The organism is Rhizobium moroccans (assembly GCF_057559155.1).
Map to the genome: position 1 here is coordinate 177,246 of NZ_JBHFJG010000009.1, position 24,810 is coordinate 202,055.

Sequence of the window (24,810 nt, forward strand, 5' to 3'; positions counted from 1 at the left end):
GGTTTGTGATGAAACGTTTCGCCAACAAGACCGTCATTGTCGCCGGTGCCGGTCGCGATATCGGCCGCGCCTGCGCGCTGCGCTTTGCCGAGGAGGGTGCCAATGTCGTGCTTACCTATAACGGCGCCGAAGAAGGTGCTCGCAGTGCTGCCCGTAAAATAGAAGAGCTCGGCCGGAAAGCGATTGCGGTGCGCGCGGACCTGACGCGCAAGGAGGATGCCGAGCGGGTTATCTCGACGGCTGCCGAAAGCTTTGGCGACATCCATGCGCTGGTCCACGTCGCCGGTGGCTTGGTAGCACGCAAGACCATGGCGGAGATGGACGAGACATTCTGGCGGCAGGTCATGGACGTCAATCTCACTTCGCTCTTCCTCATGTCCAAGGCGGTGCTCCCGAAGCTTGCAAAGGGCGGCGCGATCGTCACCTTCTCATCGCAGGCGGGAAGGGATGGCGGCGGGCCGGGGGCAGTGGCCTATGCGACATCGAAGGGTGCGGTGATGACCTTCACACGGGCGCTTGCCAAGGAGGCTGGGCCCGCCATTCGGGTCAATGCGGTCTGCCCGGGCATGATCGCCACGACCTTCCATGACACTTTCACCAAGCCCGAAGTGCGCGAGCGGGTCGCCGCCGCCGCATTGATGAAGCGTGAAGGGACCAGCGAAGACGTCGCCGCTCTCGTCGCTTTCCTTGCGTCCGACGATGCCGCCTATATCACCGGCGCCTGCTACGACATCAATGGCGGCGTTCTGTTTTCCTGATGCCAGAAAAACCGAAACTGCTCATCTCCATGCGGCCGGAATTGCCCGAAGGCTTCTTCGGGCCGCGCGAATGGGCGAGACTCCATGCGGTGGCGGACGTGATCCCCGGCCATCCCCATATCGATGTGGATACGCCCGCCGGCGCCGCGGCACTTGGCGAAGCCGACATCCTGCTCGGCGCCTGGGGAGCGTCGTCGCTGACAAGGGAGCGCCTGACACGCGCACCACACCTCAAGATGGTGGCCTATGCCGCCGGGTCGATACGCCCGATACTTCCCCCGGAATTCTGGGAAAGCTCCGATATCCTGGTGACCACGGCGGCGCCTGCCATGGCGGTTCCGGTTGCGCAATTCACCTTCGCCGCGATCATCATGTGCGGCAAGGACGTCTTTCGTCTGCGCGACGAGCATCGCGCAGAGCGTGGCACCGGCGGGTACGGCAGCAGGCGGGGACGCGGGCTTGCTCATATCGGGAACCATGGTCGGCGGATCGGCATTGTCGGCGCTTCGCGGATCGGCAGGGCGGTCATCGATATGCTGGTGCGGTCGAATTTCGAAGTGGGTGTTTACGATCCCTTCCTGGAGGCGGAAGAGGCGCGCCTGCTCGGTGCTGAAAAGATGGAGCTGCACGAACTGCTCGCCTGGTCCGACACCGTCTCGCTGCATGCTCCCATCCTGCCCGAAACCCGCCACATGATTGGCGCGCGCGAGCTTGCGCTGATGGCCGATCATGCGGTTCTGATCAACACGGCGCGGGGCTGGCTCGTCGATCATGAAGCTCTTCTGGCTGAGGCCCGTTCGGGGCGCCTGCGCATCCTGATCGATACACCGGAACCGGAGCCGTTGCCGCCGGACAGTCCTTTCTACGATCTTCCCAATGTCGTGCTCACGCCGCATATCGCCGGCGCCATGGGCAATGAATTGCGTGCCCTTTCCGATCTGGCGATCACGGAGATCGAGCGGTTCGTGGGCGGGGAGCCTCCCTTGTTTCCCGTCCGCAAGCACGACCTGGAGCGCATGGCATGACGGCGTTGAACCACTGCTTTTCGACACTCGGCTGTTCGCAGTTCAGCATGCGGGAGGTTGCCGATCTGGCGCAACGCCACGGGGTCGGCTCGGTCGAGCTGCGTGGATTGTCGGGCTCGCTCGATCTGCCCACGGTTCTGGCGGCGGAGTTCGAAAGTCCGGTCGGGTTCGCAAAGTTTCTTTCCGACCGTGGCCTGCGCGTGGTTGCCCTCAATACCTCGATCCGCCTCTTCGAAGGTGGCTGCAAGCTTTCCGCGATCGAACCTTATCTGCCCTGGGCGGAAGCGGCTGGTGCCGTGCATCTGCGTATCTTCGACGGCGGGGATCGGCTGAGCGAAGCGGACTTCGCCCTTGCTATTGCCGACCTAGACGCCTGGCAAGAACACCGCCGCTCGCGCGGCTTGAAGGCGGAGCTGATGATCGAGACCCATAACGCATTGGCGGATGTGGAGCAACTGGTGGAATTCATAGGCCGGGTGCCGTCCTCGCGGATCTTGTGGGATACGCACCATACCTGGGCGAAAGGTGCGGATGTGGTGTCCACCTGGAACCATATTGCTCAAAACGTGGTCCATCTTCACGTCAAGGACAGCGCGATCGGCCCTGATGAAAGGCGCCATTACGTCGAGCCGGGAAAGGGGACGTTCCCGATGGCTGTTCTGAAGCCTCTGCTGCTGGCCGATAACCGGAGCCTTCCGGTCAGCCTCGAATGGGAGCGTCATTGGCATCGAGAATTGCCACCGCTCGAAGATGCGCTGGTTGCCGCGCGATCCTGGTGGTGAGAGGGGAGCTTTGAATGCGCATTGCCGATATCCGCCTGACGCCTGTAGCCATACCGGACAAACCGCTGCTGAACTGCAAGGGCGTTCACCAGCCTTACGCATTACGCACTGTGATCGAGGTGATCTGCGATGACGGCACGGTCGGGCTTGGCGAAAGCTATGGAAGCATAAAGGCGCTGGACGGATTGAGGCGCGCAGCGCCTTCGCTGATAGGACTTGATCCGTTCCATCTGCACGCGCTGAAATCCCGCGTGGCCGCCGCCTTGCCGGAGGGTGGCGGCATCAACGCCAAGAGCGCGGTCGCCGACCATAAGCTCACGGATGTGGTGACTTCGGCCTTTGAGGTTCCATGTCTGGACATCCAGGGCAAGATGCTCGGCAGGCCCGTGGCGGACCTGCTCGGCGGGGCGGTGCGAAAGACTGTGCCGTTCAGCGCCTATCTGTTCTTCAAGCTCGCAGCCCATATTGGCGAGACGGCGGACGAATGGGGAGAGGTGCTCACTCCGGACCAGATGGTAGGAGAAGCGCGCAGGATGGTCGTTGCCCATGGCTTCAAGTCCTTGAAGCTCAAAGGCGGCGTGCTTCACCCCGATCTTGAAATCGAAACCATGTTCAAGCTCAGGGAGGCGTTCCCCCATCATCCGCTCAGGATCGATCCGAACGGCGGCTGGACCGTCGAGACCGCCATTTATATTGCCCGCAAGCTTGAGGGCATTCTGGAATATCTCGAAGATCCGGTCATCGGCATGGATGCCATGGCCGAAGTTGCCGCGGCGACTTCAATTCCGCTCGCAACCAACATGATCGTGCTCGAATTCGACCAGATCGCCGAAGCCTATCGCAAGCGCGCGGTGAAGATCGTGCTTTCCGATCATCATTATTGGGGCGGGCTGCGTGCGTCCACGCATCTCGGCAAGGTCTGCGACGTGCTGGACATGGGCGTTTCCATGCACTCCAATTCGCATCTCGGCATAACCTTGGCCGCGATGGTTCACGTCGCGTCAGCCACCCCCAATCTCGGCTATGATTGCGACACGCACTATCCCTGGACAGGGACCGATGTGATCGACGAGAATTTCGCATTTCGCGACGGCGCACTGGCCGTGCCCGATGGACCGGGGCTTGGCGTGACCCTGGATCGGACAAAACTTGGCGAACTGGCTGCCCTCTACGAAGCCGCAGGCGTCAGGGAGCGTGATGATACGGCCTATATGAAGCAATTCGACCCAGGCTACGAGCGTCGCGTACCGCGCTGGTAGGGGTGAAGCGGTTCACGAAAGACCGGCCGAGTGCCGGCCGGTCTTTCATGCTTCCAACAGAGCGCCGCGGATTATTTCTTGCCGCCCCAGCGCTCCGGGTAGCCCGGCAGTTCCTGGCAGCCGCACAGGCTGTAATGCAGCGGGGGCATGCGCTCGTCGACAAATTCGGCCAGCACGTCCTCGGTGATCGCCGGCTGCGGAAGCACCCATTCGGGGCCGGGTACCTGCTTTCCGTCGAGAACATCAAGCGCGGCGATGATCGCCGTCCGCCACTGGTAGGTGGGGTAGGAGGGGCCGACTGCCGTCAGCTTTTCCGACTGCCACTTGCGCAGGAAATCCTGTTGATCCTCGCCGCTGATGACTGGGTAGGGCAATCCCGCGTCCTCGAAAGCCTCGAGTGCTGCGGTTGCCGTGTCGCCCGCATCCATCCAGATCGCTTCGATCTTCTCGCCGCGATTGATATAATCTTCCACGATCGATTTGGTCTTGGCCCGATCGCTGCCGGTGAACTCCGACCCGATCACATTGATGCCGGCTTCGTCGAAGATGGTCTTGGCCGCCGAATAGCGGGTTTCCAGCACGTCTACACCGGGCATGATGCGCAAGGCGAGCACATTGTCGCCCTTCGCAAGCTTACTTGCGATGAACTCGCCCGAGGTGATGCCGAAGCCGTATCCGCCGACCGGATGGATATAGGTGACGGGGCACTGGGTGTTGACCCCGCGATCGAAGACGATAACCGGAAGCTTGCCGCAGGCGGCCTCGACCGCGGGCGTCAGGGCAGCCGTCGTGTTGGGAGATACGATCAGAGCATCGCACCTGCCGCCGCTGACGAGCGCCTCGATATCCGAGATTTGCTTTTCGTCTTTGCCCTCCGCATCGACAACCACCAGTTCCTTGATACGGTCCTTGTGCAGCTCCGCTTCGGCATTGAGGTTGTTCAGGCCAACCACGCGCCAGGGGTTGAATACGCCGGCATTGGAAAAGCAAAGTGTGACGGGTCCGTCTTTCTTGTATTTGGCCGTGTCGACCATGCCGTCGCCAAGGTGCTGGGCCCAGGGCTTTCCTTCCGGCCCTTGTGGCTTCATCGAAAGCTGCTCCCGCTGCTTCTTGAATTCCGCGGGATCATTGAAATTTTGAGCAAGGGCCTCGCCGGTGCAGGCCAGTGCGACGCTCGCTGCCAGAATTATCTTCAGTTTCATTCTCTCCTCCTCCAGAAAGCCGGGAATCCGGCATTAGACATTGGGCCGACTACTCAGATCCGGCGGCGATTGCGCCACATGGTGGCGCCGACCGCCACGATCAGGATCGCTCCTTGAATGCTGTCTCTGAGGGCCTGCGGCAGGCCCATGAGATTGAGCAGGGTAAAAAGGGCAAAGAGGCTGAGCGCGCCGAACACGGCGCTCCAGATCGAACCGCGTCCGCCGAGAAGCTGAGCGCCACCGACGACGCAGGCCGCGATCGCCTGAAGTTCCAGCCCCTCGCCGGCGTTGACGGATACGCCGGAAAAGCCGCCGAGCAGGATGCCGGTGGTGACCGCGGAGATCGACGAAACCACGAATGCGATGATGCGGGTGGCGGCAACCGGCGTGCCGGCCAGTTCGGCGGCTCGCGGATTGTCGCCGACCGCCAGCGCGCGTTTGCCGTAGACCGTGCCGTTCAGTCCCCACCAGGCGATCGCCACGAAGCCGCAAAGAACGATCACGGCAAGCGGCAGTGACCCGATGAGCCAGACGTCGCGCCAGACCAGGCGTCCGAAATTGCGGAAGTTTTCCGGCAGGTCCCCTCGCGCAGCGCCGCCTGACCAGGCGAGCGCCAGGCCGTTGACGAGCAACATGGTGCCGAGCGTGGCAATGATCGAGGGCACCTTCAGGAAGGCAACCACCAATCCGTTGACGAGGCCGACGGCAATACCCATGAGATAGAGCGTGCCGAGGACAGCCCAGGTAGCGTCGGGATCGCCATTGATCAGGATCGATGCGGCCAATACGGCGAGTGTCGCGACCGCACCGACCGAGAGATCAAAGCCGCCGGTCAGGATCACGTAAAGTTGCCCGCAAGCAAGAATGAGGAGGGGGGCCGCCCGCCTTAGGAAGTTCATGAACAGGCCGGGTTCCAGGTAGTTGGGCTGTACGACGGCGATGGCCGCGTAAAGCACGACAAAAATCACCAGACCTGCATTGAGCGCGAGCTTTGGCGAAGGACGGAGGGGAGCAACCTGCGGGATTGGCGTCATGCGACATGCCCCTTGTAGCGAACCGCATGGATGGCGACGGCGGCGATGACGATCCCCCCGCGCAGGACCTGTTTCAGGAAGGCATCGATGCCGAGCATGTTGAAGCTTGCGTCCAGGCTTGCGAAGAGCAGGACGCCCGCCAGCGTTCCGGCCACACCACCCTTGCCGCCTGCGAGGATCGTCCCGCCTATGACCGTGACGGCAATCGATTCGAGGTCATAGATGCCGTCCCGGCCGATCCAGGGCGTGCCGGATTGAAGGCGTGCGGCGAGATAGAGGCCGGCGGCTCCTGCAAACAGGCTGGCGATCACATGGGCGGCAAGCACGAGACGCTCGGTATGGATTCCCGCAAGCCTTGCTCCGTCCGGATTGCCGCCGACCGCGTAAATCCGCGCGCCGAAGAGTGTTTTGTTTAGGATGAAGGCGGCGGCAAGCGCAAGCAGTGCCAAGAGCAGGACGGAGTAGGGGATGCCGAGCATCCCGCCATAGGCGAGCACCTGAAACTGGCGCGCCACGGCACCTTGGAGATCGGCGAAGGATGCTGCGAGCACGCCCTGAATGATGAGCCCGGTTCCGAGTGTCGCGATCAGCGGATTAATGCCGCCATAGGCAACGAGGGCGCCGTTGACCAGTCCGACGGCGAGGCACAGGCCAAGACAGGCGATAATGGCTGGCAGGATCATCGCCGGATCGCCCTGCATGAGAAGCGATGCCAGCACGGCAACAGCACTGATGAGCGCGGCGACCGAAAGGTCGATCGATCCGACGAGTATGACGAAGGTCTGGCCGATCGCGACGAGGCCGAGCGCCACCATGCGCTGGAGCAGGCCGACGATGCCCTGCAGGCTCAGTTGCGCGGACTCGCCGGTCGCGAGCGCGATGACGACGAAAAAGCCGGCAGAGAGAATGGCGAGCACCGCCGCGATGGGCAGGCCTTTCCTGTGGTTGAAAGAGGCAGGTTCCATGGAGATCGCATTGCTGCTCATGCGAATGCCTCCCTCGGTTCCTGTTGCGCAATTCCGAGTGAAAGACGCATGACTTCCTCTTCGCTGGCGCCGCGCGGCAATTCGCCGGCGATGCGGCCCTGATGCATGACGAGGATGCGGTCGGCGATGCCTATGAGTTCGGGCATGTCCGACGAGACGACGACGATGCCGCGGCCGGCATCCGCAAAGGCTCTCATGGTTTGGTAGATCGCGGCCTTCGCAGCGATGTCGATGCCGCGCGTCGGCTCCACGAAAACGAGGACATCCGAGGCCTGCGCAAGCCAGCGGACGATGATCGCCTTTTGCTGATTGCCTCCCGAAAGAGTTCCGATTTCCTGACCGAAATCGGCTGCTCGCACGTCCATGTCGCGCAGCTCGCTATCGATCGCGGCTGGCGAAAGAGCCGCGCTTTGGGGGCGGGCGAAGAATCCGGCCATGGAGCGCAAGGTGAGAAGCGCATTGTCGCGTACGGATTGGCGAAGGGCGAGAGCGTCCCGCTTGCGATCGCCGGGAAGGTAACCGATGCCGGCCGCGGTGGCCTGCCGAGGCGACCGGATCGACACCGGTTTGCCGTTGACGCGCATCACCCCTGCCGAAAGCGGTTCGTCGCCCACCAGCGCCTGTGCAAGGTGGGCCTTGCCGGAATCCTCAAGGCCTGCCACGCCGACGATCTCGCCCGCCCGCACGTCGAAGCTGATATCGCGCAGGGCGGCGTTCGCGCCGCCTTCAACGCTGAGAAGTACCTTGCCGGGTCCAGAGGACGGCCGCTTCGGGTAAAAATCCTTGAGGTCGCGTCCCACCATGGCGCGTATGATTTCGGGGACCGGCGCCGCGTGCCGTGCCCGCGTCCAGATTTTCTGCCCATCCTTGAGGACTGTCACCCGATCGGCAACCGCCATGACTTCGGGCATGCGATGGGAGATATAGACGATGGCGACGCCTTCCTCCCTTAAGCCGCGGATCAGCGACAGGAGGTTTTGGGCATCGCGCTCGTCGAGCGCCGCCGTCGGCTCATCCATGACGAGGATGCCGGCGTCGAGCAGCAGCGCCTTGGCGATCTCCACGAGCTGCTGCATGGCAATCGAGAGCGTGGAGACCTGCACCTCAGGATCGATATCCGCCCCGGCCCGCCTCAGCAGTTCTGCGGCCCGCTTATTCATCTGTCTTCTATCCAGCAGGCCGAAGCGGGCGAGTTCACGCCCCATGAAGATGTTTTCTGCAACCGTGCGATAGGGCAGCAGGCTGAGCTCCTGGTGGATGATGGAAATGCCGGCGTCAGCCGCCTGCCGGGGATGGGTGAGGTGTACCAGCCGGCCATTGAGGCGGATCTCACCGGCATCGGGGCGGTAGCTGCCGCCGAGGATCTTCATCAGCGTGGATTTTCCGGCCCCGTTTTCACCGCAAATGGCATGGACTTCACCGGTCCGGCAGTCGAAATCCACGCAATCGAGGGCACGGACCCCTGGAAAGGTCTTGCTGATGCCGGCCATATGCAGCGCGGGAATGATAGTCATGCCGGTGCACTCGCGGTTCGTGCGGCAAGCCTTTCGCCCGCGGCCGCCCATTCATGCCGGATATAGGCGATGCTTTCGGCAAAAAGGCCGTCGAGGTCATCGAAAAGGTCACGCCAGACCCTGGTGGCGCCCGCGAGTTCAGGCAGTGCCCGTCCGAAGGATTCCACCGTCAGCCATCCGTCATAGCCGCAGCGCCGCAAGGCATCGAAATGGTCCGGGAAGGGAATATGCCCAGAGCCGGGAGTACCGCGGTCGTTTTCCGATACATGGTAGTGATTGATCTCGTGGTGATGGCGCTCGTAGGTGACCGGCGGGTCCTTTTCCTCGATATTCGCGTGGAACGTATCGAACATGTAGCCATAGTTCGGATGATCGACCTTGCGATAGATGGCCGAGGCTTCGGCGATCGTCGACATCATGTAGCATTCGAAACGGTTGACCGCTTCGGCCGAAATCCGGATGCCGGCAGGCTCGGCATAGTCGGCGAGCGCGCGCATGGCTTCCACGCACCATTCCACTTCGCTGGGTGTGGGGCCGAAACCGGTGAAGACGCCGACCGGTGAGTGCACTGGCCCAGCTATGATCTCACCGCCCATGGCATGGGTGCAGTCGACGATCCAGCGGTGGTGATCGCGGGCTTTTGCCCGCACCCGCGGATCGGGGCTTACCGGATTTGCCTTAGGCGTTGCGACAGCGGCTGCGCCGGCTGAGAGGCCGATATCGCGAAGGAGCCTGCCGATGCTCCTGTAGTGCTCGGGCGTTCCGGAAAAGACGGGCACTTCCACTGCATCATATCCGAGCGCCTTCAGCCTTTCGAGCTGGCGGGCATGATTGGTGTTTATCTCCGCGCCGATGACGAGCAGATTGAATGCGACCTTCACGAATTCCTCCCGTGCGGTGCGGCGGAGATATTCCGATCACTGTCCGCGACGGAGACTAGAATGGCAGACTTGACTCGTTCGTGCTTGCGGCGGAGAACAGTGGTAAATTTCTTAAATCGTTTTGTGTTGGGAGGCGCAGGGCATGAACAAGCACATCGTAGTACCTCAGTCGAATTGTCGCCCGTCGGTGTTTCGTCAGCCGGGCTCAGCCATGTATGCGGACAATTGCAGGGAGCTTCAGGCGGCAGCCAAGCGCGGCGAGGTCGAGCTGCATGCCTGGACGCGCGGCAACTACCCCGGAATTTCGCTTGGCGAGCGCCTGCCGGGCATTCGGACCGTCGGTTTCTGGGATGCGCGGCAGAACCAGTCCTGGGGTCTTGGGCGACATTGCAACGAGGGATTCAAGATCGCCTACCTAGCGCGAGGAAGCCTTGAACTGGTGGTCGACGACAAGAATTACGCGCTTCGCCAGGGGCAGTTCATCATCATCCGTCCCTGGCAGCTCCATTCCATTGGAAACCCTAATGTCGGCCCCAGCCGGCTGCTCTGGATCATCCTCGATGCGGGATTGCGGCGGCCAAGCGAGGCGCCGGATTGGCCCGAATGGCTTGTCTTCTCCAAGGACGAGGCCGACAGGCTCGGTGATGTCCTGAGGCAGAACAATCAGCCCGTCTGGGATGGCGGCGCCGAGCTTTGCCGCGCCTTCGAGGCTATTCCGGCGATCCTGCTTGATCGCAGCCCCGAGGAGGGCGAAACGCGCCTGAAGGTCGCGATAAATTCGTTGATGTTGAGCCTGATCGACCGCATGAGGGAACAGGCTCCGGAACTCGATCCGGACCTTTCGACGTCACAGCATACGGTAGCGATCTTTCTTCGCCGTCTTGCCCATGCTCTCGATGAGGACTGGACGCTTGACGGAATGGCGGAAGAATGCGGTCTTTCACGCACGCGCTTTGCCGACTACTGCAAGAAGCTGACCAACATGACGCCGCGCCAGTATCTGCAGCATCTGCGTCTGGAGCAGGCGTCCCGCCTGCTGCAGGCGGCTCAAGAGACCAGCGTGACGGAAATCGCGTTCACATGCGGCTTCAATTCGAGCCAGTATTTTTCGAACGCTTTCAAAAAGAGGTTTGGTTACGCGCCCACATCGCTACGTTAAGGGTGAGAGTTTATTCGAGCGGGAGTGAAGCTCTTCCACGAAGCTGCCGTACGGCCGGCATTGGAGGCAATACGGCATCCCTTAGAAGCCGCGAAGCCGGATGCCGCATGTCCTCAAGGGCAGCGGTTGGAAGTTCCTCGACGATCCGGCCTTCGTCCATGACAAGGCAGCGGGACGCGAAACGCCTCGCCAGCCTCAGATCATGGGTGACGAACAGATATGCCGTACCGTTGTCGCGCTGAAGCTTCGCGAGAAGGGCAAGCGCGGATGCCTGGAGATGGGTATCCAGATTGGACAGCGCCTCGTCAAGGATGACCAGCTTTGGGTTCACCGCCAGCGCTCGCGCGAGGCAGACGCGCTGCAACTGGCCGCCGCTGACCTGCGAAGGCAGCATGTCGGCGATATTTGCCGGCAGTTCTGCCATTTCCAGCACTTCCCGCACGCGCGCCTCGCGCCCGGTTTGGTCGAGTGCGGTCAGATGCCTCAGCGGCTCGCAGATGATGGCCCGAACGGTAAAGCGCCCATTCACGGCTCCCGGCGAGTCCTGAAATACGAGCTGGACATTGCACCGGAACCCCTGGGTTTCCCGGCGGCGCAAAGCATTGATGGATCGGCCGCGATAAAGCACCTTACCCGAGCTCGGCTGCTCCAGGCCGACGAGCAGCCGCGCGAGCGTACTCTTGCCGCAACCGCTGCGTCCGAGGAGGGCAACGGTCTCGCCCTCTTTGATGGCGAAGGAGATGTTTTCGAGAACCTGTTTGCGGATGCCACGCCCAAGGAGCGAGTGGGTCTGGTAGGTCTTGCCGATATCGACGGCGCTGATCAGGCTCATGCTTCCAATTCCATGCCGTAAAGGGAAAGATGCGCCCGCACCAGCATGCGGGTGACGTGGTGGCGAGGAGCCTGGAATATGTCCATGACAGGGGCCTGCTCCACGACCCGCCCCTGATCCAGCACCACGACCTCATCGGCGAGCCTTGCGACCACACCCATGTCGTGGGTGACCAGCAAAACGCCGAGGTTTCGCTCTTCCACCAGCCGGTCCAGCAATTCCAGAACACGAAGCTGGACGACGAGATCGAGATCGGTCGTCGGTTCGTCGGCAAAGAGAAACGGCGCCTCGCTCAGCAAGGCGAGTGCGATCATCATCCGCTGCAGCATTCCGCCGCTCATCTCGAACGCGTGCAGACCGAGAACGTGTTTTACGTCGTCGAGGCCGACCGCGACCATGCTGGCTTCGATGCGATCTGCGGCATCGGATCCAAACCGTCCGAGCGCCTTCAGCGTCTCGACGGCGTGATCGCGCATTGTCCGCACGGGATTGAACGCGCTGCGGGGGTTCTGCATGATCGTGGCGACGTGGCGACCGCGAAGTGTCGCAGCCTCCCGCGCCATGCCGTCGACAGTGACCCGCCCGGACGCAAGATTGACGCCCGGAGGCAAGACGCCGAGCGCGGCCGAACAGGTCATGGATTTTCCCGAGCCGCTCGCGCCGACGAGCGCTGATATCCGCCCGCGGCGGATGGTCAGGGACAGGCCGTCCACGAGCATGCGCGGCTCGCTGCCGACGAGCGTTGCGACGCTCAGGTTTTCTATGGAAAGGGTTTCTCCGATCAATGGCCGTGCTCCGCCTTGAGGTGCGGATCGAGGCGGTCGCGCAGGGCGTCGCCAAGGATGTTGAAGGCGGTGACGCTGACGAACAGGGCGAGGCCCGGCCAGAGGATCAGCAGTGGCGCCGTCCAGACGAACTGGCGGGCGTCGCTGATCATCACGCCCCATTCGGCTGTCGGCGGTGCGATCCCGAGGCCGAGGAAGGAAAGTCCCGACACGTGCAGCATGATATGGCCGATATCGAGTGTCGCCAGCACGACCAGTTGGGAAAAGGTCGCCGGCAGAAGATGTTCAATGAAGGTCCGGACCGGGCCCGCGCCGCTCAATCTGGCGGCAAGGAGGAATTCGCGGTGGCGAAGCGAAAGGACGATGCCGCGAACTATGCGCGCATACCAGGCCCAGTGGGACAGGGCGATCGCCACGATGACGTTGACCAGGCCGGTGCCGAGCACGCCGATCATGAACAGCGCCAGAACCAGCGTCGGGAAGGTCAGGAAGACATCGGCGACACGCATGATGAACCGGTCGGCCCGACCGCCGGCAAACCCCGCTATTCCGCCGATGACGATCCCCAGCGTCAGGATGAGTCCGAGCGTGACCGCCACTGATCCGAGGGAAACCCGCACCCCGGCGATGAGACGGGAAAGGATATCGCGCCCGAGGTGATCGGTGCCGAACCAGTGATCGGAGCCCGGAGGCTGAAGCCGGCGCGCCAGTTCCATCTGGTCGGGATGATAAGGAGAGATCCAAGGACCGGCCACGGCCGCAACGGCAAGCAGGAGCAAGACGAGGCAGGCAAGCCGAACCGGCCAGCGGCGCGGCAGGTGAAATCCCGTTTCCTGAGATTTGGCGATCGGCTGAACCGCATCCGTCACGCCGCGTCCTCCCCCGCCAGGCGGATTCTCGGGTCTGCCCACGCATAAACAATATCCACGATCAGGTTGCAGATGACGAAGATCGTCACCATCGCCAGCGTGAAGCACTGGATGACGGGATAATCTCTGTTCATGATCGCCGAGACGGCATAGCGGCCGACGCCCGGCCAGCCGAATATGCTTTCGATGACGAGCGTTCCGCCGATCAGTTCGCCGACATGCATGCCCATTGCAGTGATGATCGGCAGCCACGCATTGCGCAAGATATGCGCCCGTTCGATCCTGTTCTCGGACAATCCCCTCAGGCGGGCGTAACGCACATGCCTCTGCCCGGCCGCTTCCAGCATGCTCGCCCGCAAGAGGCGCGCATTGATCGACAGGGACATGAAGGAGATCGCCACTACCGGCATGACGAGATGCGCCAGACCGCCACGGCCCATCGGTGGCAACCAGCCGAGATGCACCGAAAAGACAAGAACGAGCAGGAAGCCGAGCCAGAAATTCGGCATTGAGACGCCGACGAATGCGACCAGTCGGACGACCTGATCCAGCCAACCCTCGCGGTGGCGGGCCGCCCACATGCCCATGGGAATGGAGAGCGCCAAAGTCAAAGCAAGTGCTGAGCCCGCAAGCTGCAGCGTCGCCGGAAGGTAATGGATGAGATCCGGGAGAACCGGCCTCTGGGTGGCGTAGGACGTCCCGAAATCGAGCGTCAGCGCCTTGCCCAGCCAATCGAGATATTGGCTTACAATGGGCAGGTCGAGCCCGAGCATCCGGCGCGCGGTTTCGAGAGCTTCCTGTGTCGGGGGCACTTTCGACAGTCTCAGATAATCCATTGCCGGGTCGCTCGGCCCGAGCCTGAGCATCAGGAAGATGACGATCGAGGCTGCAAGCAGCATGGGGACGAGGAGGAGCAGTCGGCGGACGATGAAGGCAAGCATGGGGTCAGTCCGCCTTCGGTTCGAAGAGTTCGAACGGGATCTCGCTGGACGTCGCTGCGAACGGGATCTTCCCAAGCTTCTTCCTGGCGACGGCGATCGCGCTCACATGGGTGAGGGGCAGGTAGACCGCTTCTTCGTGAAGGCGCGTCAGAATATCCCTGTAGAGTTCCCGGCGAACCGTTTCGTCGGTCGAGATCAGGACCTTGCCGATTTTTTCGTCGATTTCAGCCTTGTCCAGCAGGCCCAGTTGCGCCTGATAATCCGCATGGGAGGGAACGCGCATCGAGCTGACGAAGGCATGGGGATCATAGGGTGCGCCCCACGTCCTGTTGAAGATCAGTCCGAAGCGGCCGTCGCGCTGGCGGGCGTAGATGCTGCTCTCCTCCTCGCCGACAAGGCGCACGTCGATGCCGACTTCGCTGAGATCAGCCTGGATGATCTCGGCCATGGATTTGCTGACGGCATCCGTGCCGGTGAAGCACAATTCGACCGTGAGCGGCTCACCGTTCTTCTCGCGGGTGCCTTTGCCGGTTTTCGCCAGCCATCCAGCGTCATCGAGGAGCCGGGCCGCCAATGCCGGGTCATGGACATAAGGTTGAAGGCGGATATCCGCATAGGGAACGTTGCCGGCGAAGAGGGTATCGGCCCGCTTTTGCGTTCCGTGGAGCACGGTCGCGATCATCATGTCCTTGTCGACGGCGTGATTGATGGCCTTGCGAACGGCGAGATCCCGCGTCGGGCCGCGATTGGTGTTGATCGCAAGCAGGCGCGTTTCCAGCGGTTCCGACAATTCCGCCGAATACGTCCCCATCTGGCGGAATCGTTCGAACGTATCGGGTGAAATCGGGCCGTCAACACCGTAGATGAGGTCGATCTCGCCGGTCTCTAATGCGATGGCGCGGGTATTCGGGTCGGGGACGACCTTCACCGTCACCTCGTCGTAAGCGGGCTTGTTGCCCCAATAGCTGTCGTTGCGTTCGAAGACGTCCCGCTCTCCGAGCGAGGTTTCCGTTAGCTTCCAGGGGCCGGTGCCGATCGGCTCGACGATCCCGTCCGCCGTCCCCCCGTTCTTGAACTGCGACGGAGCGATGAAGCGGAAGGGACGCGGCAGGGCCAATTCCTGCAGCAGCGGGTAATAGGCATGCATGAGTGTCAGTTTCAGGCGATGGGGATCCACCACCTCGGCGGAAACGATCTGGTTCGCCAAGTCCAGCCAGCCATGGCGGGCGCGGTTTGCCAGCACCGCATCGATATTGGCTTTGGCCGCGGCCGCGTCGAATACCTCACCGTTGGAGAAGCGGACGTCTTCCCGAAGCTTGAAGATGTATGTCTTCCCGTCGCCCGAGACATCCCATGATGTAGCAAGCCATGGCCCGACCGTTCCGTCTGCCTGGTATCGCACCAGCGGCTCGTAGACCATGGCCTGCGCGAACATCTGGTTGGGGGAGTAGAGGTGCGGGTTGAGCGGCCCGACATTCACCGGCCAAGAGAAGGTCAGTTTCTGTCCGGAGAAAGCATCGGACGCCGACAGGGCAGGTGACAGCACCAGCACGAGCGTCAGCACCAGCCGTTGCAGCTTATTCTTCCACATGAAAATGCTCTTTGACGAACAGCGAACGGGTATGTGATTTTTGAGAAAACATCATACTTGCATATCGTCAATCCGCACATACGCCATATGCCGTAAATCGTCTGGACAAAGGCCAGAGAGCAGGCCAGAACCGTCGGATCATGTTAGGTTTTCTGTCTGGAAGGATTGGCTGTGCAGCGGATTACGATCACCATCGATGACGACCTCATGGCCGAACTGGACAGGATGATTGACGCCAGAGGCTACCAGAACCGCTCCGAGGCGCTCAGGGATCTCGCGCGCGCCGGTTTGCAACAGGCCTCGCTCGAGGAAGGCCGAATGGAAAGCTGCGTCGGGGTCTTGAGCTATACCTACGACCATCATGCCCGGGATCTTGCCAGGCGGCTGACCAATACTTTCCACGATCATCACGACCTTTCGGTCGCGAGCATGCATGTCCATCTCGATCAGCAGCGCTGCCTTGAAGTCAGCGTTCTCAAGGGCAAGACGGACGAGGTTCGCCACTTCGCCGATCATGTGAGGGCGGAACGGCACGTGACCCACGGGTCGCTTGCGCTCTTGCCGCTGTAGCGGCACGGACTTTGCCGCCCCGCTTCACCTCTCGGCGATCCGCGCATAGGCGCCGAGGATGAAGCGCTCGGCCCGCAGGAGATAGGCTTCCAGCATCTCCGTCGCGACGGCCGACCTGCCGTTCTCCAGTTCGGTGAGGATTGTCAGATTCTGATCGATGAACGGACCATGGAGGAATTCCGGGTCCTGAAGCAGGCCGAAGACGAGCCTCAGCTCCAGCGAGATCTGTGCATAGAAGCTTGAAAGCCGGGGGCTGTCGGCCAGTTCGACGACGGCGGCGTGAAAGGCGATGTCGGCGCTGCCGACGCCGAGCCAGTCACGGGCCTCCCGGCAGTGATGGGCAGTCTCGACCGCGGCGCGCATATTACGCGCTCCCGGATGACGGGGATGCGCCTGCGCCATTGCCGAACATTCGATAAAGCGCCGTACCCGGTAGATGTCGATGATCGTCGACATGCTGGGGGTCGAAACAAACACGCCTCGGTTGGCTTCGTAGCGCAGCAGGCCTTCCTTGGTGAGCAGCCGGAAGACTTCGCGCAACGTGTTGCGCGATACCTGCAGTTCCTCGCTCAATGTCAATTCGGAAAGATGGCTGCCCGGCGTCAGCATGCCGGAAATGACCTGCTCGCGAATGCGGGCCGCGACTGTCTCGGCCAGGGTCTGAACCGGTTCAGGTCCGCGCGCGCCCGCGACCTCCAATTGGCGGGAGGGTTTCGTCTCGTCTCGCTGTGGTCTGCGTACGGCCAAGCCCGATTCCCCTTCCTCTGATAAGGTCTTACCGCCTCCGGTAAAGTGCTTTGCGTCAGGCAACAAGCGAAATGCCGCCATGAAACGGCGGGGGACGAGTTAATTCGTGCTGATGTCCATTCATGCCCATTTTCGATGCACGTGACGTTTTGTCGAGCAATGCAGCTTGATTGTTCAACACTATAGACATGATTGTTCTCCTTTGATAGCGTTTCAAGACCTTTTGGGAGAATGGTCCTATTTTCATGCTTACGATCGACCTCAACAGCGATTTGGGTGAAAGCTTCGGCGCCTGGAAGATGGGCGACGATGGCGCCATGCTCGATGTGGTGAGCAGCGCTAATATCGCCTGCGGCTTTCATGCCGGCGATCCCGCTGGCATTCTGAACACCCTCAAGGCGGCGGCCGAGCGCGGCGTGGCGGTTGGAGCTCATGTCGGTTATCGCGATCTTGCAGGCTTCGGGCGCCGTAATATGGACCCGACCAGCGAAGAGCTGATCGGCGACGTGATCTATCAGATCGGCGCGCTTACGGGATTGGCGCAGGCCGCTGGCACGCGCGTCACCTATGTGAAACCGCATGGCGCGCTCTACAACACGATCGCGCTCGATCCGCGCCAGGCCGGCGATGTGATTGCCGCGATCCTTGCTGTCGATCCCGACCTGATGCTGGTCGCGCTTGCCGGCTCGCCGCTCATCGCAAAGGCACGCGCCGCCGGGCTTGCGGTCGTCGCCGAAGCCTTCGCGGACCGCGCCTATACGGCTGAGGGCAATCTGGTGTCGCGCCGGGAAAAGGGCGCCGTTCTGCATGATCCCGAACTCGTGGCCCAGCGCATGGTGCGCATGGTCAGGGAGGGCGTTGTGGAATCCATCGACGGCAAACTGGCCAAGATCGACGCGCAGACGATCTGCGTCCACGGCGACAATCCGGAAGCGGTCGCCATTGCGCGTCGCCTGCGGGCCGTGCTCGAAGAATCCGGCCTTGTCATTCGATCTTTTGCGAGTGGGATCTGAACAAAGCCATGCAGGCCGCAACTCTTGCCCAGTCCCGCGATACGTCGATGCGCATCCTGCCTGTCCGGGCGGACAGCATGCTTATCGAACTGGCGGACCTCGGCGAAACCTTGGCTCTGTTCGACGCGCTGCACGACAATCCGATCGCAGGTATCCGGGAGATTGTCCCGGCTGCCCGCACTTTGCTTGTCTCCTTCGATACCAATGGGATTTCAGCCGAGGCTTTGACCAAGGCAATCGCGGCCTTGGCCGGCGGCGAGCGCAAGGCAGCCTCCGGTGCGCTGGTCGAGATACCGGTCCGCTACGATGGCGAGGATTTGCCCGAAATCGCGAACATGTTGAACATGAGAGTCGATGAGGTCGTACGCCTCCATACAGGGGGCGAATACCTTGTGGCATTCACCGGGTTTGCGCCGGGTTTTGCCTATCTGGCGGGTGGCGATCGGCGTCTGACGGTGCCGCGGCGCGCATCGCCCCGCACACGGGTCCCGGCCGGATCGGTCGGTCTTGCCGGGGAATTCAGCGGCGTCTATCCGAAGGCGAGCCCTGGGGGCTGGCAGTTGATTGGCACCACGCCGCTCGTGATGTTCGACGTCGACCGAACGCCGGCCTCGCTCCTCCAGCCGGGAGGCCGTGTCCGCTTCCGCGACATCTCCATGGACAAGCCATACGAGATCGCGACATCGCCCAAGGCTGCGAAAGCCGAGGCGTCGCTGGAATATGTGGATGTTACGAAGGCCGCGATCGAGATCACCGCCGTCGGCCTGCCTATCCTATTCCAGGATCTCGGGCGGCCGGGTCAGGCGAGCCAGGGCGTCAGCATGTCCGGTGCGGTCGATCGGGGCAGCCTGAAGGCGGCCAATCGTCTGGTCGGCAATCCGGCGGGCCATGCCGCGCTCGAAATATCCTTGGGCGGCTTCGGCTTCAAAATGCGCGGCCACGGTGTCATGGCCGTGACCGGCGCCCCCTTGTCCATCTCGATCACCGATAGGCAGGGCGCCAGGATAGCGGCTCCCCATGGCAAAGCCGTTGCGCTCGACGATGGCGACATGGTTCTGCTTGGAACACCACCTGCCGGCATGCGCTCCTATCTTTCCATGCGGGGCGGATTTGATGTGACGCCGGTCCTCGGCAGCGCTTCGACCGATGTCCTGGCGCAGATCGGTCCGGCCGCTCCCGCGCCCGGTGATATCGTCCCGGTTCTGCCCGCTCCCGCGGGGTCGGTCGTCTCGACCGATGAACTGCCCGCTTTCAATATGCCGCGAGCCGGCGAGACCGTGGTGCTGGACGTGGTCATGGGGCCGAGAACGGATTGGTTCACGGCGGAGGCGGTCGAAGCGTTCCTGCGCCAGGAATGGACCGTCACGCCGCAGTCGAGCCGCGTTGGCATCCGGCTGCAGGGCGAAGCGCTGGAACGCAGGAACCATGACGAATTGCCGAGCGAGGCGACCGTCAGGGGCGCCATTCAGGTGCCGGCCAACGGCCAGCTGGTTCTGTTCCTCGCCGATCATCCGCTGACCGGCGGCTATCCGGTCATCGCCAATGTCGCAGGGCATCATCTCGATCTCGCCGGGCAAATTCCCGTAGGCGCGCGCATTCGCTTCAACGCGACCAGCCGCTTCGCCGCCCGGTTCATTCCAGGAAAGCAGAAATGAAGAAGGTTCTGATTGCAAACCGCGGTGAAATCGCGGTTCGGATCATCCGGGCCTGCAAGGATTATGGCCTCGCCTCCGTGGCGGTCTATGCCGATGCCGATGCGGACGCTCTCTTCGTCGCCCAGGCGGACGAAGCCTATGCGCTGAAAGGCGCAAGCGCCAGGGACACATATCTCGACATCGGAAAGCTCATCGATATCGCCCGCCGCTGCGGCGCCGATGCCGTGCATCCCGGCTACGGGTTTCTTTCCGAGCGCGCCGAGTTCGCCAGAGCCGTGATCGATGCCGGCCTGACCTGGATCGGCCCGGAGCCGGAGGTCATCGAGGCGCTCGGCGACAAGCTCAGGGCACGTGCCATTGCCCAGAAGGTCGGCGCTCCGTTGGTCGCCGGTTCGGATGGTGCAATTGCGTCCCCCACCGAAGCGCTGGCCTTCGCGAAAAAATTCGGACTGCCGATCGCCATCAAGGCGGCGCATGGCGGCGGTGGGCGCGGGCTGAAGATCGCCCGCGATTTCGATGAGGTGGAAGAGCTTTTCGACTCGGCGACCCGCGAGGCGGTGGCCGCCTTCGGCCGCGGCGAATGCTTCGTCGAGCAGTTTCTCGACCGCCCCCGGCATATCGAAGCGCAGGTGCTTGCGGATCGCCATGGCAATGTCGTGGTTGTCGGTACGCGCGATTGTTCCCTGCAGCGCCGCAACCAGAAACTTGTCGAGGAGGCGCCGGCACCCTTCCTGTCATCCGAGCAGCGGGAGAAGATCCACCAGGCTGCGCGCGATATCTGCGCCGAGGCGGGCTATACCGGGGCAGGCACGGTGGAGTTCCTGCTGAGCGCCGATGGTGTGATCTCTTTCCTGGAGGTCAATACCCGTCTTCAGGTCGAGCATCCGGTCACCGAGGAAACGACCGGGCTCGATCTCGTCATCGAGCAGTTCCGCATCGCCGACGGGCTGCCGCTGAGCGTCACCGAGATGCCGGAGCCGCGCGGTCATGCGATCGAGTTCCGCATCAATATCGAGGATCCGGGCCGCGGTTTTCTTCCGTCCGCCGGTGACATCACGCAGTTTTCTGCACCTTCCGGTCCGGGAATAAGACTGGATTCCGGCGTGGCGAACGGATCGGCGGTTCCGCCGATGTTCGATTCCCTCATCGCCAAGCTGATCGTCTGGGGGGCAACGCGCAGCCAGGCCATCGCCCGTGCGCGCCGCGCGCTCGGTGAGTTCGTAATCGTCGGCGTGCCATCCGTACTGCCCTTCCATCGCGCCGTGCTCGACCATCCCGATTTTTCCGGGGACGACTTCGGAGTCCATACCCGATGGATCGAGACGGACTTTGCGGAAACTCTGGAAACCGCGGCTCGATCGGCCCCGCCTGCCGAGAGACCTCTGCTACGCGGTCGCGTCGAGATCGACGGCAGGCTCGTTGAGCTTGGCATTCCGGATGCTTTCCTGCGGCTGCTGGGGCAGGTGCCGCAACAGATCGCGCCGGAGGTCGAATCCGACGAAAGCGATCCAGGTGCAATTCATGCGCCGGTTCCCGGCACGCTCGTTCAGTGGAATGTTGCCAATGGCGCCTTTATCGAAAAGGGAGACCTGCTTGCGGTCATGGACGCGATGAAGATGGAGACGACCGTCGCCGCTCCCGCTGCCGGTACCATCACCATTCTCGCTGAAGTCGGCAGCTTCCAGCCAGCCGGCGCGCTCATCGCCCGCATCTCGGCAGGCGAGGGGAATGCCGTTTCGAACCCGACTGCGCAGGCAAAGCCGGAGGCACCCGTATGATCAACCCGATGGACAAACGCGAGCCGCTTCTGTCAGTCGAAGGCCTGAGCGTCGAGTTCGGCGCAAACCGGGTCGTTGAGGATCTGTCCTTTGCCGTCGAACCGGGCAAAACGGTTGCGATCGTCGGTGAATCCGGCTCGGGAAAATCCGTCACGTCGCTGTCGGTCATGCGGCTGGCGGACATGATGGGGGCGAGATTCGCAGGCGGTCGCATCATGTTCGGCGGGAAAGACCTGTTGCAGGCGAGCCAGAAGGAGATGCGGTCGGTCCGCGGCAAGGAGGTCGCCATGATCTTCCAGGAGCCGATGACCTCGCTCAATCCGGTCTTTACCATCGGCGACCAGATCTGCGAGGTTCTCGTCCTGCACGAGAAACTCGGCAAGGCCGCCGCCATCGAGGAAGCCAGGCGGCTGCTCGACATGGTCCGTCTGCCGGATTCGGCGGAGCTTCTGAAGCGCTATCCGCATCAGCTGTCCGGTGGGATGCGCCAGCGCGTGATGATTGCCATGGCGCTTGCCTGCCGGCCGAAACTGCTGATCGCCGACGAGCCGACCACCGCTCTCGATGTGACGATCCAGGCGCAGATCCTCAATATCGTGCGGGATCTGCAAAAAACGCTCGGCATGGCGATGGTCTTCATCACCCATGACATGGGTGTCGTCGCCGAAATGGCGGACGATGTCGTCGTCATGTGGAAGGGCCGAAAGGTCGAGGAAGGTCCCGTGCGGGAAATCTTCGCCAATCCGCAGCATCCCTATACCCGCACGCTTTTGGCTGCCGTTCCGCGTCTCGGCAGCATGACCGGCGAAGCGTTCCCGAAGCGCATGCCGCTGACCGTGCTGCAGGATGGCGAGCCGACGGTGGTCGGAGAAGAGCGTGTGCAGGACACGGCACAATACGGTGAGAAGCCGCTTCTGTCGGTAAAGGACCTCTTCGTCCGTTTCGATATCCGCAAGAACCTGTTCGGCAAGGCCACTCACCGCTTAAGCGCGGTGCAGAAGGTGAGCTTCGACATCCATCCCGGCGAAACGCTGGCTCTGGTCGGCGAGAGCGGTTCCGGGAAATCCACGATCGGCCGGACGATCCAGCAGCTCCAGACGGCCATGGGCGGCGAGATCTCGTTCAACGGCCGCACCTATTCGTCGATGTCGGCGGCGGAGCGGTTCCGCATGCGCCAGGAAGTGCAATATATCTTCCAGGATCCCTTCGCCTCGCTCGATCCGCGCAAGACGGTTGGTTTTTCGATCGCCGAACCGATCAACACGCATGGCCTGATCACAGGCAGCAAGACGGTGCGCCGGCGTGTGGACGAGTTGCTGGAACGGGTCGGCCTGAGCTCGGCCCATGCGGATCGCTATCCGCACGAATTCTCCGGCGGCCAGCGTCAGCGCGTCTGCATCGCCCGCGCACTCGCCTCCGATCCGAAGCTCATCATCGCCGACGAGGCGCTCTCGGCGCTCGACGTGTCGATCCAGGCTCAGATCATCAACCTGTTCATGGATCTGCAGGCCGAGCGTGGTCTGGCCTATCTCTTCATCAGCCATGACATGGCGGTGGTGGAAAAGATGAGCCATCGCGTCGCGGTGCTCTATCTTGGCCAGATCATGGAAATGGGCAGCCGGGCCCAGGTGTTCGAGACGCCGCAGCATGATTACACGCGCCGTCTCCTTTCGGCCGTGCCGGTCGCCGACCCGACCGTGGAGCGCAATACCGCGCTGATCGAGGGCGAAATCCCCAATCCGGTCCGTCGCGTCGGCGACGAGCCCGCCATCCTGGCGCATGAGGAAATCAAACCGGGGCATTTCGTCGCGAAGAGTGCCTGAGAAACTTAGAAACAATCGCATTCATCTGAAGAGGAACAGGGAAATGAAAACGATCAAACGGGGACTGACAGCCACCTGCATGGCGCTTGCCATCTCAGGTGCTGTATTTTCGGCCGCACCGGCTCTTGCCGCGGGCAAGATGACCATCTCGTCGCCTCAGGATCCCGGCAGCTGGGATCCGGTCGATACCTTCCTCGTCCAGTGGGCGGCGGTCGCGACCAATATCTTCGACGGCCTGACCTATCGCGGTCCCGACCTCAAGCTCGTTCCGGGCCTGGCGGAATCCTGGGAAGAGCTGGATGAAGGCAAGCGCATCCGCTTCAAGCTGCGCCAGAACGTCAAGTTCCACAACGGCGAGCCCTTCAATGCGGAAGCTGTAAAGTTCACCTTCGAGCGCCTTCTCGGCGAGCAGGGCGTCAAGGGGCCGCAGCGCTCCAACTATACCGCGATCGACAGCGTCGAGGTCGTCGACGAGTTTACGGTCGACATGAAGCTGAAGGCGCCCGATCCGGTGCTGCTGACCAAGCTTGCCGGCTACGGCGCAATGATCGTTCCGCCGAAATACATCCAGGAAAAGGGTGAGGACAATTTCAACCTCCACCCGGTCGGTACGGGACCGTTCAAGTTCGTGTCCTATGCGCCGAAGACCGACATCAAGCTGGAGGCGAACCCGGATTATTGGGGCGGCGCGCCGAAGCTTTCGGAACTCGAATACCGCTTCATCACCGAGCCGGCCACCGCCGTTGCCGAACTGCAGGCCGGCCGCGTCGATCTGGTGATCCCGCCGACCATCCCGATCGGCATGATCCCGGTGATCGAAGGCGATTCGAACCTCGAGGTTCTCAGCGTTCCCGGCCCGACCGTTGATGCGCTTCGCTTCAACACCCGTGACGGCATCACCGCCGATCCGAAGGTGCGCCAGGCGATCATCATGGCCGTCGACCGCGCCACGATCGTTCAGTCGATCCTGGCCGGCCAGGCCTCCGAGATCGCGAGCTTCCAGAGCGCGCTGTCCTTCGGCTACGACCCCGAACTGAAGCCGCTGCCCTATGATCCGGAAGGCGCCAAGAAGCTTCTCGCCGAAGCCGGCGTCAAACCGGGCGCGACGCTGCAGATCGATATCCGCGGCAATGACGCGACGATGAACGAAGTGGCGCAGGTCGTCTCCAGCTACCTGTCGATGGTCGGCATCACCGCCACGATCAAGCCCTATGAGACCAATGTTCTGCTGAACGACATCATCCCGCAGGGCAAGACGGGCGCCATGTTCCAGCAGAAATGGGGCGGCTGGACGTTCGACTACGACAACACCGCCTATTCGATGTACCACTCGGGCGAAAAGTGGAACCCTTACGACAAGGACGAGACGCTCGACAAGCTCCTGGAGTCCCAACGTCCGCTGACCGATCGCGCCGAGCGCGAGAAGATCCTGAAGGAAGTCGCCAAATACGCTGCCGATCGGGCTCTCGAACTGCCGCTCTACAATACCAACGCCATCTTCGGCATCAGCAAGCGGGTCAAGGGTTTCATCGCGCCTCCGGACAACCGCATGAAGCTGACGGATGTGACCGTCGAGTGATCTGACACCCGGGTGGGGGGCTTAAAC

23 protein-coding genes are annotated in these 24,810 nt (G+C 62.3%); 11 read left to right on the top strand and 12 right to left on the bottom strand.

The window, feature by feature from the left end; genetic code table 11:
• The first annotated feature begins 8 nt into the window (after positions 1-8).
• The 4 genes from ACE04I_RS07080 to ACE04I_RS07095 are packed head-to-tail and all read left to right on the top strand — an operon-like array spanning position 9 to position 3,824.
• Complete coding sequence (locus tag ACE04I_RS07080; protein ID WP_046796582.1) at positions 9-758, top strand: SDR family NAD(P)-dependent oxidoreductase; 750 nt, start codon at positions 9-11, stop codon at positions 756-758.
• The gene (locus ACE04I_RS07085; protein ID WP_046796583.1) at positions 758-1,783 is read left to right on the top strand and encodes a hydroxyacid dehydrogenase; all 1,026 of its coding nucleotides are present in this window, start codon (positions 758-760) and stop codon (positions 1,781-1,783) included. Before ACE04I_RS07080 ends, ACE04I_RS07085 begins: the two co-directional genes overlap by 1 nt.
• On the top strand, positions 1,780-2,565 hold the full coding sequence (locus tag ACE04I_RS07090; RefSeq protein WP_046796584.1) for a sugar phosphate isomerase/epimerase family protein: 786 nt from the start codon (positions 1,780-1,782) through the stop codon (positions 2,563-2,565). Before ACE04I_RS07085 ends, ACE04I_RS07090 begins: the two co-directional genes overlap by 4 nt.
• A 14-nt stretch (positions 2,566-2,579) precedes the next feature.
• On the top strand, positions 2,580-3,824 hold the full coding sequence (locus ACE04I_RS07095) for a glucarate dehydratase family protein (protein ID WP_487206824.1): 1,245 nt from the start codon (positions 2,580-2,582) through the stop codon (positions 3,822-3,824).
• 71 nt (positions 3,825-3,895) lie between these two features.
• On the opposite strand, the gene ACE04I_RS07100 is transcribed toward ACE04I_RS07095, so the two are convergent.
• The 5 genes from ACE04I_RS07100 to ACE04I_RS07120 are packed head-to-tail and all read right to left on the bottom strand — an operon-like array spanning position 3,896 to position 9,441.
• Positions 3,896-5,026 (bottom strand): substrate-binding domain-containing protein, encoded by a 1,131-nt coding sequence (locus tag ACE04I_RS07100; RefSeq protein WP_046796586.1) that lies wholly within the window; start codon positions 5,024-5,026, stop codon positions 3,896-3,898.
• 53 nt (positions 5,027-5,079) lie between these two features.
• Complete coding sequence (locus ACE04I_RS07105; RefSeq protein ID WP_487206825.1) at positions 5,080-6,060, bottom strand: ABC transporter permease; 981 nt, start codon at positions 6,058-6,060, stop codon at positions 5,080-5,082.
• On the bottom strand, positions 6,057-7,046 hold the full coding sequence (locus ACE04I_RS07110; RefSeq protein WP_046796588.1) for an ABC transporter permease: 990 nt from the start codon (positions 7,044-7,046) through the stop codon (positions 6,057-6,059). The genes ACE04I_RS07105 and ACE04I_RS07110 overlap by 4 nt, the downstream gene beginning before the upstream one ends.
• Positions 7,043-8,560: a sugar ABC transporter ATP-binding protein gene (locus ACE04I_RS07115; protein ID WP_487206826.1), complete on the bottom strand. Its 1,518-nt coding sequence runs from the start codon at positions 8,558-8,560 to the stop codon at positions 7,043-7,045. The genes ACE04I_RS07110 and ACE04I_RS07115 overlap by 4 nt, the downstream gene beginning before the upstream one ends.
• Positions 8,557-9,441 carry a sugar phosphate isomerase/epimerase family protein gene (locus tag ACE04I_RS07120; RefSeq protein ID WP_487206827.1) on the bottom strand — a complete coding sequence of 295 codons (885 nt, stop codon included), beginning with the start codon at positions 9,439-9,441 and terminating at the stop codon, positions 8,557-8,559. The genes ACE04I_RS07115 and ACE04I_RS07120 overlap by 4 nt, the downstream gene beginning before the upstream one ends.
• A 142-nt stretch (positions 9,442-9,583) precedes the next feature.
• On the opposite strand from ACE04I_RS07120, the gene ACE04I_RS07125 reads away from it, so the two are divergent.
• On the top strand, positions 9,584-10,600 hold the full coding sequence (locus ACE04I_RS07125) for an AraC family transcriptional regulator (RefSeq protein WP_487206828.1): 1,017 nt from the start codon (positions 9,584-9,586) through the stop codon (positions 10,598-10,600).
• 10 nt (positions 10,601-10,610) lie between these two features.
• Here the strand turns inward: ACE04I_RS07125 and nikE are convergent, their stop codons facing one another.
• The 5 genes from nikE to nikA are packed head-to-tail and all read right to left on the bottom strand — an operon-like array spanning position 10,611 to position 15,618.
• Entirely contained in the window at positions 10,611-11,432 is an 822-nt protein-coding gene (gene nikE / locus ACE04I_RS07130) for a nickel import ATP-binding protein NikE (protein ID WP_487206829.1), read from the bottom strand.
• Positions 11,429-12,217, bottom strand: a complete 789-nt coding sequence (gene nikD, locus ACE04I_RS07135) for a nickel import ATP-binding protein NikD (protein ID WP_487206830.1) — start codon at positions 12,215-12,217, stop codon at positions 11,429-11,431. Before nikD ends, nikE begins: the two co-directional genes overlap by 4 nt.
• On the bottom strand, positions 12,214-13,086 hold the full coding sequence (gene nikC, locus ACE04I_RS07140) for a nickel ABC transporter permease subunit NikC (protein WP_487206831.1): 873 nt from the start codon (positions 13,084-13,086) through the stop codon (positions 12,214-12,216). Before nikC ends, nikD begins: the two co-directional genes overlap by 4 nt.
• On the bottom strand, positions 13,083-14,027 hold the full coding sequence (gene nikB / locus ACE04I_RS07145; protein ID WP_487206832.1) for a nickel ABC transporter permease subunit NikB: 945 nt from the start codon (positions 14,025-14,027) through the stop codon (positions 13,083-13,085). The genes nikC and nikB overlap by 4 nt, the downstream gene beginning before the upstream one ends.
• 4 nt (positions 14,028-14,031) lie before the next feature.
• The gene (nikA, locus tag ACE04I_RS07150; protein ID WP_487206833.1) at positions 14,032-15,618 is read right to left on the bottom strand and encodes a nickel ABC transporter substrate-binding protein; all 1,587 of its coding nucleotides are present in this window, start codon (positions 15,616-15,618) and stop codon (positions 14,032-14,034) included.
• A gap of 171 nt (positions 15,619-15,789) precedes the next feature.
• On the opposite strand from nikA, the gene nikR reads away from it, so the two are divergent.
• Positions 15,790-16,188 (top strand): nickel-responsive transcriptional regulator NikR, encoded by a 399-nt coding sequence (nikR, locus tag ACE04I_RS07155; protein ID WP_487206834.1) that lies wholly within the window; start codon positions 15,790-15,792, stop codon positions 16,186-16,188.
• Positions 16,189-16,212: 24 nt separating this feature from the next.
• Here nikR and ACE04I_RS07160 read toward each other — a convergent pair whose 3' ends face one another.
• Both ACE04I_RS07160 and ACE04I_RS07165 read right to left on the bottom strand, forming a co-directional pair.
• Complete coding sequence (locus ACE04I_RS07160; RefSeq protein WP_487206856.1) at positions 16,213-16,887, bottom strand: GntR family transcriptional regulator; 675 nt, start codon at positions 16,885-16,887, stop codon at positions 16,213-16,215.
• Positions 16,888-16,990: 103 nt separating this feature from the next.
• Entirely contained in the window at positions 16,991-17,125 is a 135-nt protein-coding gene (locus ACE04I_RS07165; protein ID WP_280950077.1) for a hypothetical protein, read from the bottom strand.
• A 55-nt stretch (positions 17,126-17,180) separates the two neighbouring features.
• Here ACE04I_RS07165 and ACE04I_RS07170 point away from each other — a divergent pair, with 55 nt between their 5' ends.
• The 5 genes from ACE04I_RS07170 to ACE04I_RS07190 are packed head-to-tail and all read left to right on the top strand — an operon-like array spanning position 17,181 to position 24,783.
• The gene (locus ACE04I_RS07170) at positions 17,181-17,948 is read left to right on the top strand and encodes a LamB/YcsF family protein (protein ID WP_487206835.1); all 768 of its coding nucleotides are present in this window, start codon (positions 17,181-17,183) and stop codon (positions 17,946-17,948) included.
• A 47-nt stretch (positions 17,949-17,995) separates the two neighbouring features.
• Positions 17,996-19,603: a 5-oxoprolinase subunit PxpB gene (pxpB, locus tag ACE04I_RS07175; RefSeq protein ID WP_487206857.1), complete on the top strand. Its 1,608-nt coding sequence runs from the start codon at positions 17,996-17,998 to the stop codon at positions 19,601-19,603.
• Positions 19,600-21,381: an acetyl/propionyl/methylcrotonyl-CoA carboxylase subunit alpha gene (locus tag ACE04I_RS07180; RefSeq protein ID WP_046796598.1), complete on the top strand. Its 1,782-nt coding sequence runs from the start codon at positions 19,600-19,602 to the stop codon at positions 21,379-21,381. Before pxpB ends, ACE04I_RS07180 begins: the two co-directional genes overlap by 4 nt.
• Positions 21,378-23,204 (top strand): ABC transporter ATP-binding protein, encoded by a 1,827-nt coding sequence (locus ACE04I_RS07185; RefSeq protein ID WP_487206836.1) that lies wholly within the window; start codon positions 21,378-21,380, stop codon positions 23,202-23,204. The genes ACE04I_RS07180 and ACE04I_RS07185 overlap by 4 nt, the downstream gene beginning before the upstream one ends.
• A 43-nt stretch (positions 23,205-23,247) precedes the next feature.
• Positions 23,248-24,783, top strand: a complete 1,536-nt coding sequence (locus ACE04I_RS07190; protein ID WP_487206837.1) for an ABC transporter substrate-binding protein — start codon at positions 23,248-23,250, stop codon at positions 24,781-24,783.
• Positions 24,784-24,810 lie beyond the last annotated feature (27 nt).

Excerpts from the sequence above, each read along its gene's own strand:
- ACE04I_RS07180 (WP_046796598.1), top strand. The coding sequence starts at position 19,600 with ATGAAGAAGGTTCTGATTGCAAACCGCGGTGAAATCGCGGTTCGGATC.
- nikB (WP_487206832.1), bottom strand. The coding sequence starts at position 14,027 with ATGCTTGCCTTCATCGTCCGCCGACTGCTCCTCCTCGTCCCCATGCTG.
- nikE (WP_487206829.1), bottom strand. The coding sequence starts at position 11,432 with ATGAGCCTGATCAGCGCCGTCGATATCGGCAAGACCTACCAGACCCAC.
- ACE04I_RS07105 (WP_487206825.1), bottom strand. The coding sequence starts at position 6,060 with ATGACGCCAATCCCGCAGGTTGCTCCCCTCCGTCCTTCGCCAAAGCTC.
- ACE04I_RS07095 (WP_487206824.1), top strand. The coding sequence starts at position 2,580 with ATGCGCATTGCCGATATCCGCCTGACGCCTGTAGCCATACCGGACAAA.
- ACE04I_RS07110 (WP_046796588.1), bottom strand. The coding sequence starts at position 7,046 with ATGAGCAGCAATGCGATCTCCATGGAACCTGCCTCTTTCAACCACAGG.
- ACE04I_RS07090 (WP_046796584.1), top strand. The coding sequence starts at position 1,780 with ATGACGGCGTTGAACCACTGCTTTTCGACACTCGGCTGTTCGCAGTTC.
- ACE04I_RS07080 (WP_046796582.1), top strand. The coding sequence starts at position 9 with ATGAAACGTTTCGCCAACAAGACCGTCATTGTCGCCGGTGCCGGTCGC.
- nikA (WP_487206833.1), bottom strand. The coding sequence starts at position 15,618 with ATGTGGAAGAATAAGCTGCAACGGCTGGTGCTGACGCTCGTGCTGGTG.
- ACE04I_RS07085 (WP_046796583.1), top strand. The coding sequence starts at position 758 with ATGCCAGAAAAACCGAAACTGCTCATCTCCATGCGGCCGGAATTGCCC.
- ACE04I_RS07190 (WP_487206837.1), top strand. The coding sequence starts at position 23,248 with ATGAAAACGATCAAACGGGGACTGACAGCCACCTGCATGGCGCTTGCC.
- ACE04I_RS07125 (WP_487206828.1), top strand. The coding sequence starts at position 9,584 with ATGAACAAGCACATCGTAGTACCTCAGTCGAATTGTCGCCCGTCGGTG.
- ACE04I_RS07115 (WP_487206826.1), bottom strand. The coding sequence starts at position 8,560 with ATGACTATCATTCCCGCGCTGCATATGGCCGGCATCAGCAAGACCTTT.
- ACE04I_RS07100 (WP_046796586.1), bottom strand. The coding sequence starts at position 5,026 with ATGAAACTGAAGATAATTCTGGCAGCGAGCGTCGCACTGGCCTGCACC.
- ACE04I_RS07165 (WP_280950077.1), bottom strand. The coding sequence starts at position 17,125 with ATGTCTATAGTGTTGAACAATCAAGCTGCATTGCTCGACAAAACGTCA.
- pxpB (WP_487206857.1), top strand. The coding sequence starts at position 17,996 with ATGCGCATCCTGCCTGTCCGGGCGGACAGCATGCTTATCGAACTGGCG.
- ACE04I_RS07170 (WP_487206835.1), top strand. The coding sequence starts at position 17,181 with ATGCTTACGATCGACCTCAACAGCGATTTGGGTGAAAGCTTCGGCGCC.
- ACE04I_RS07185 (WP_487206836.1), top strand. The coding sequence starts at position 21,378 with ATGATCAACCCGATGGACAAACGCGAGCCGCTTCTGTCAGTCGAAGGC.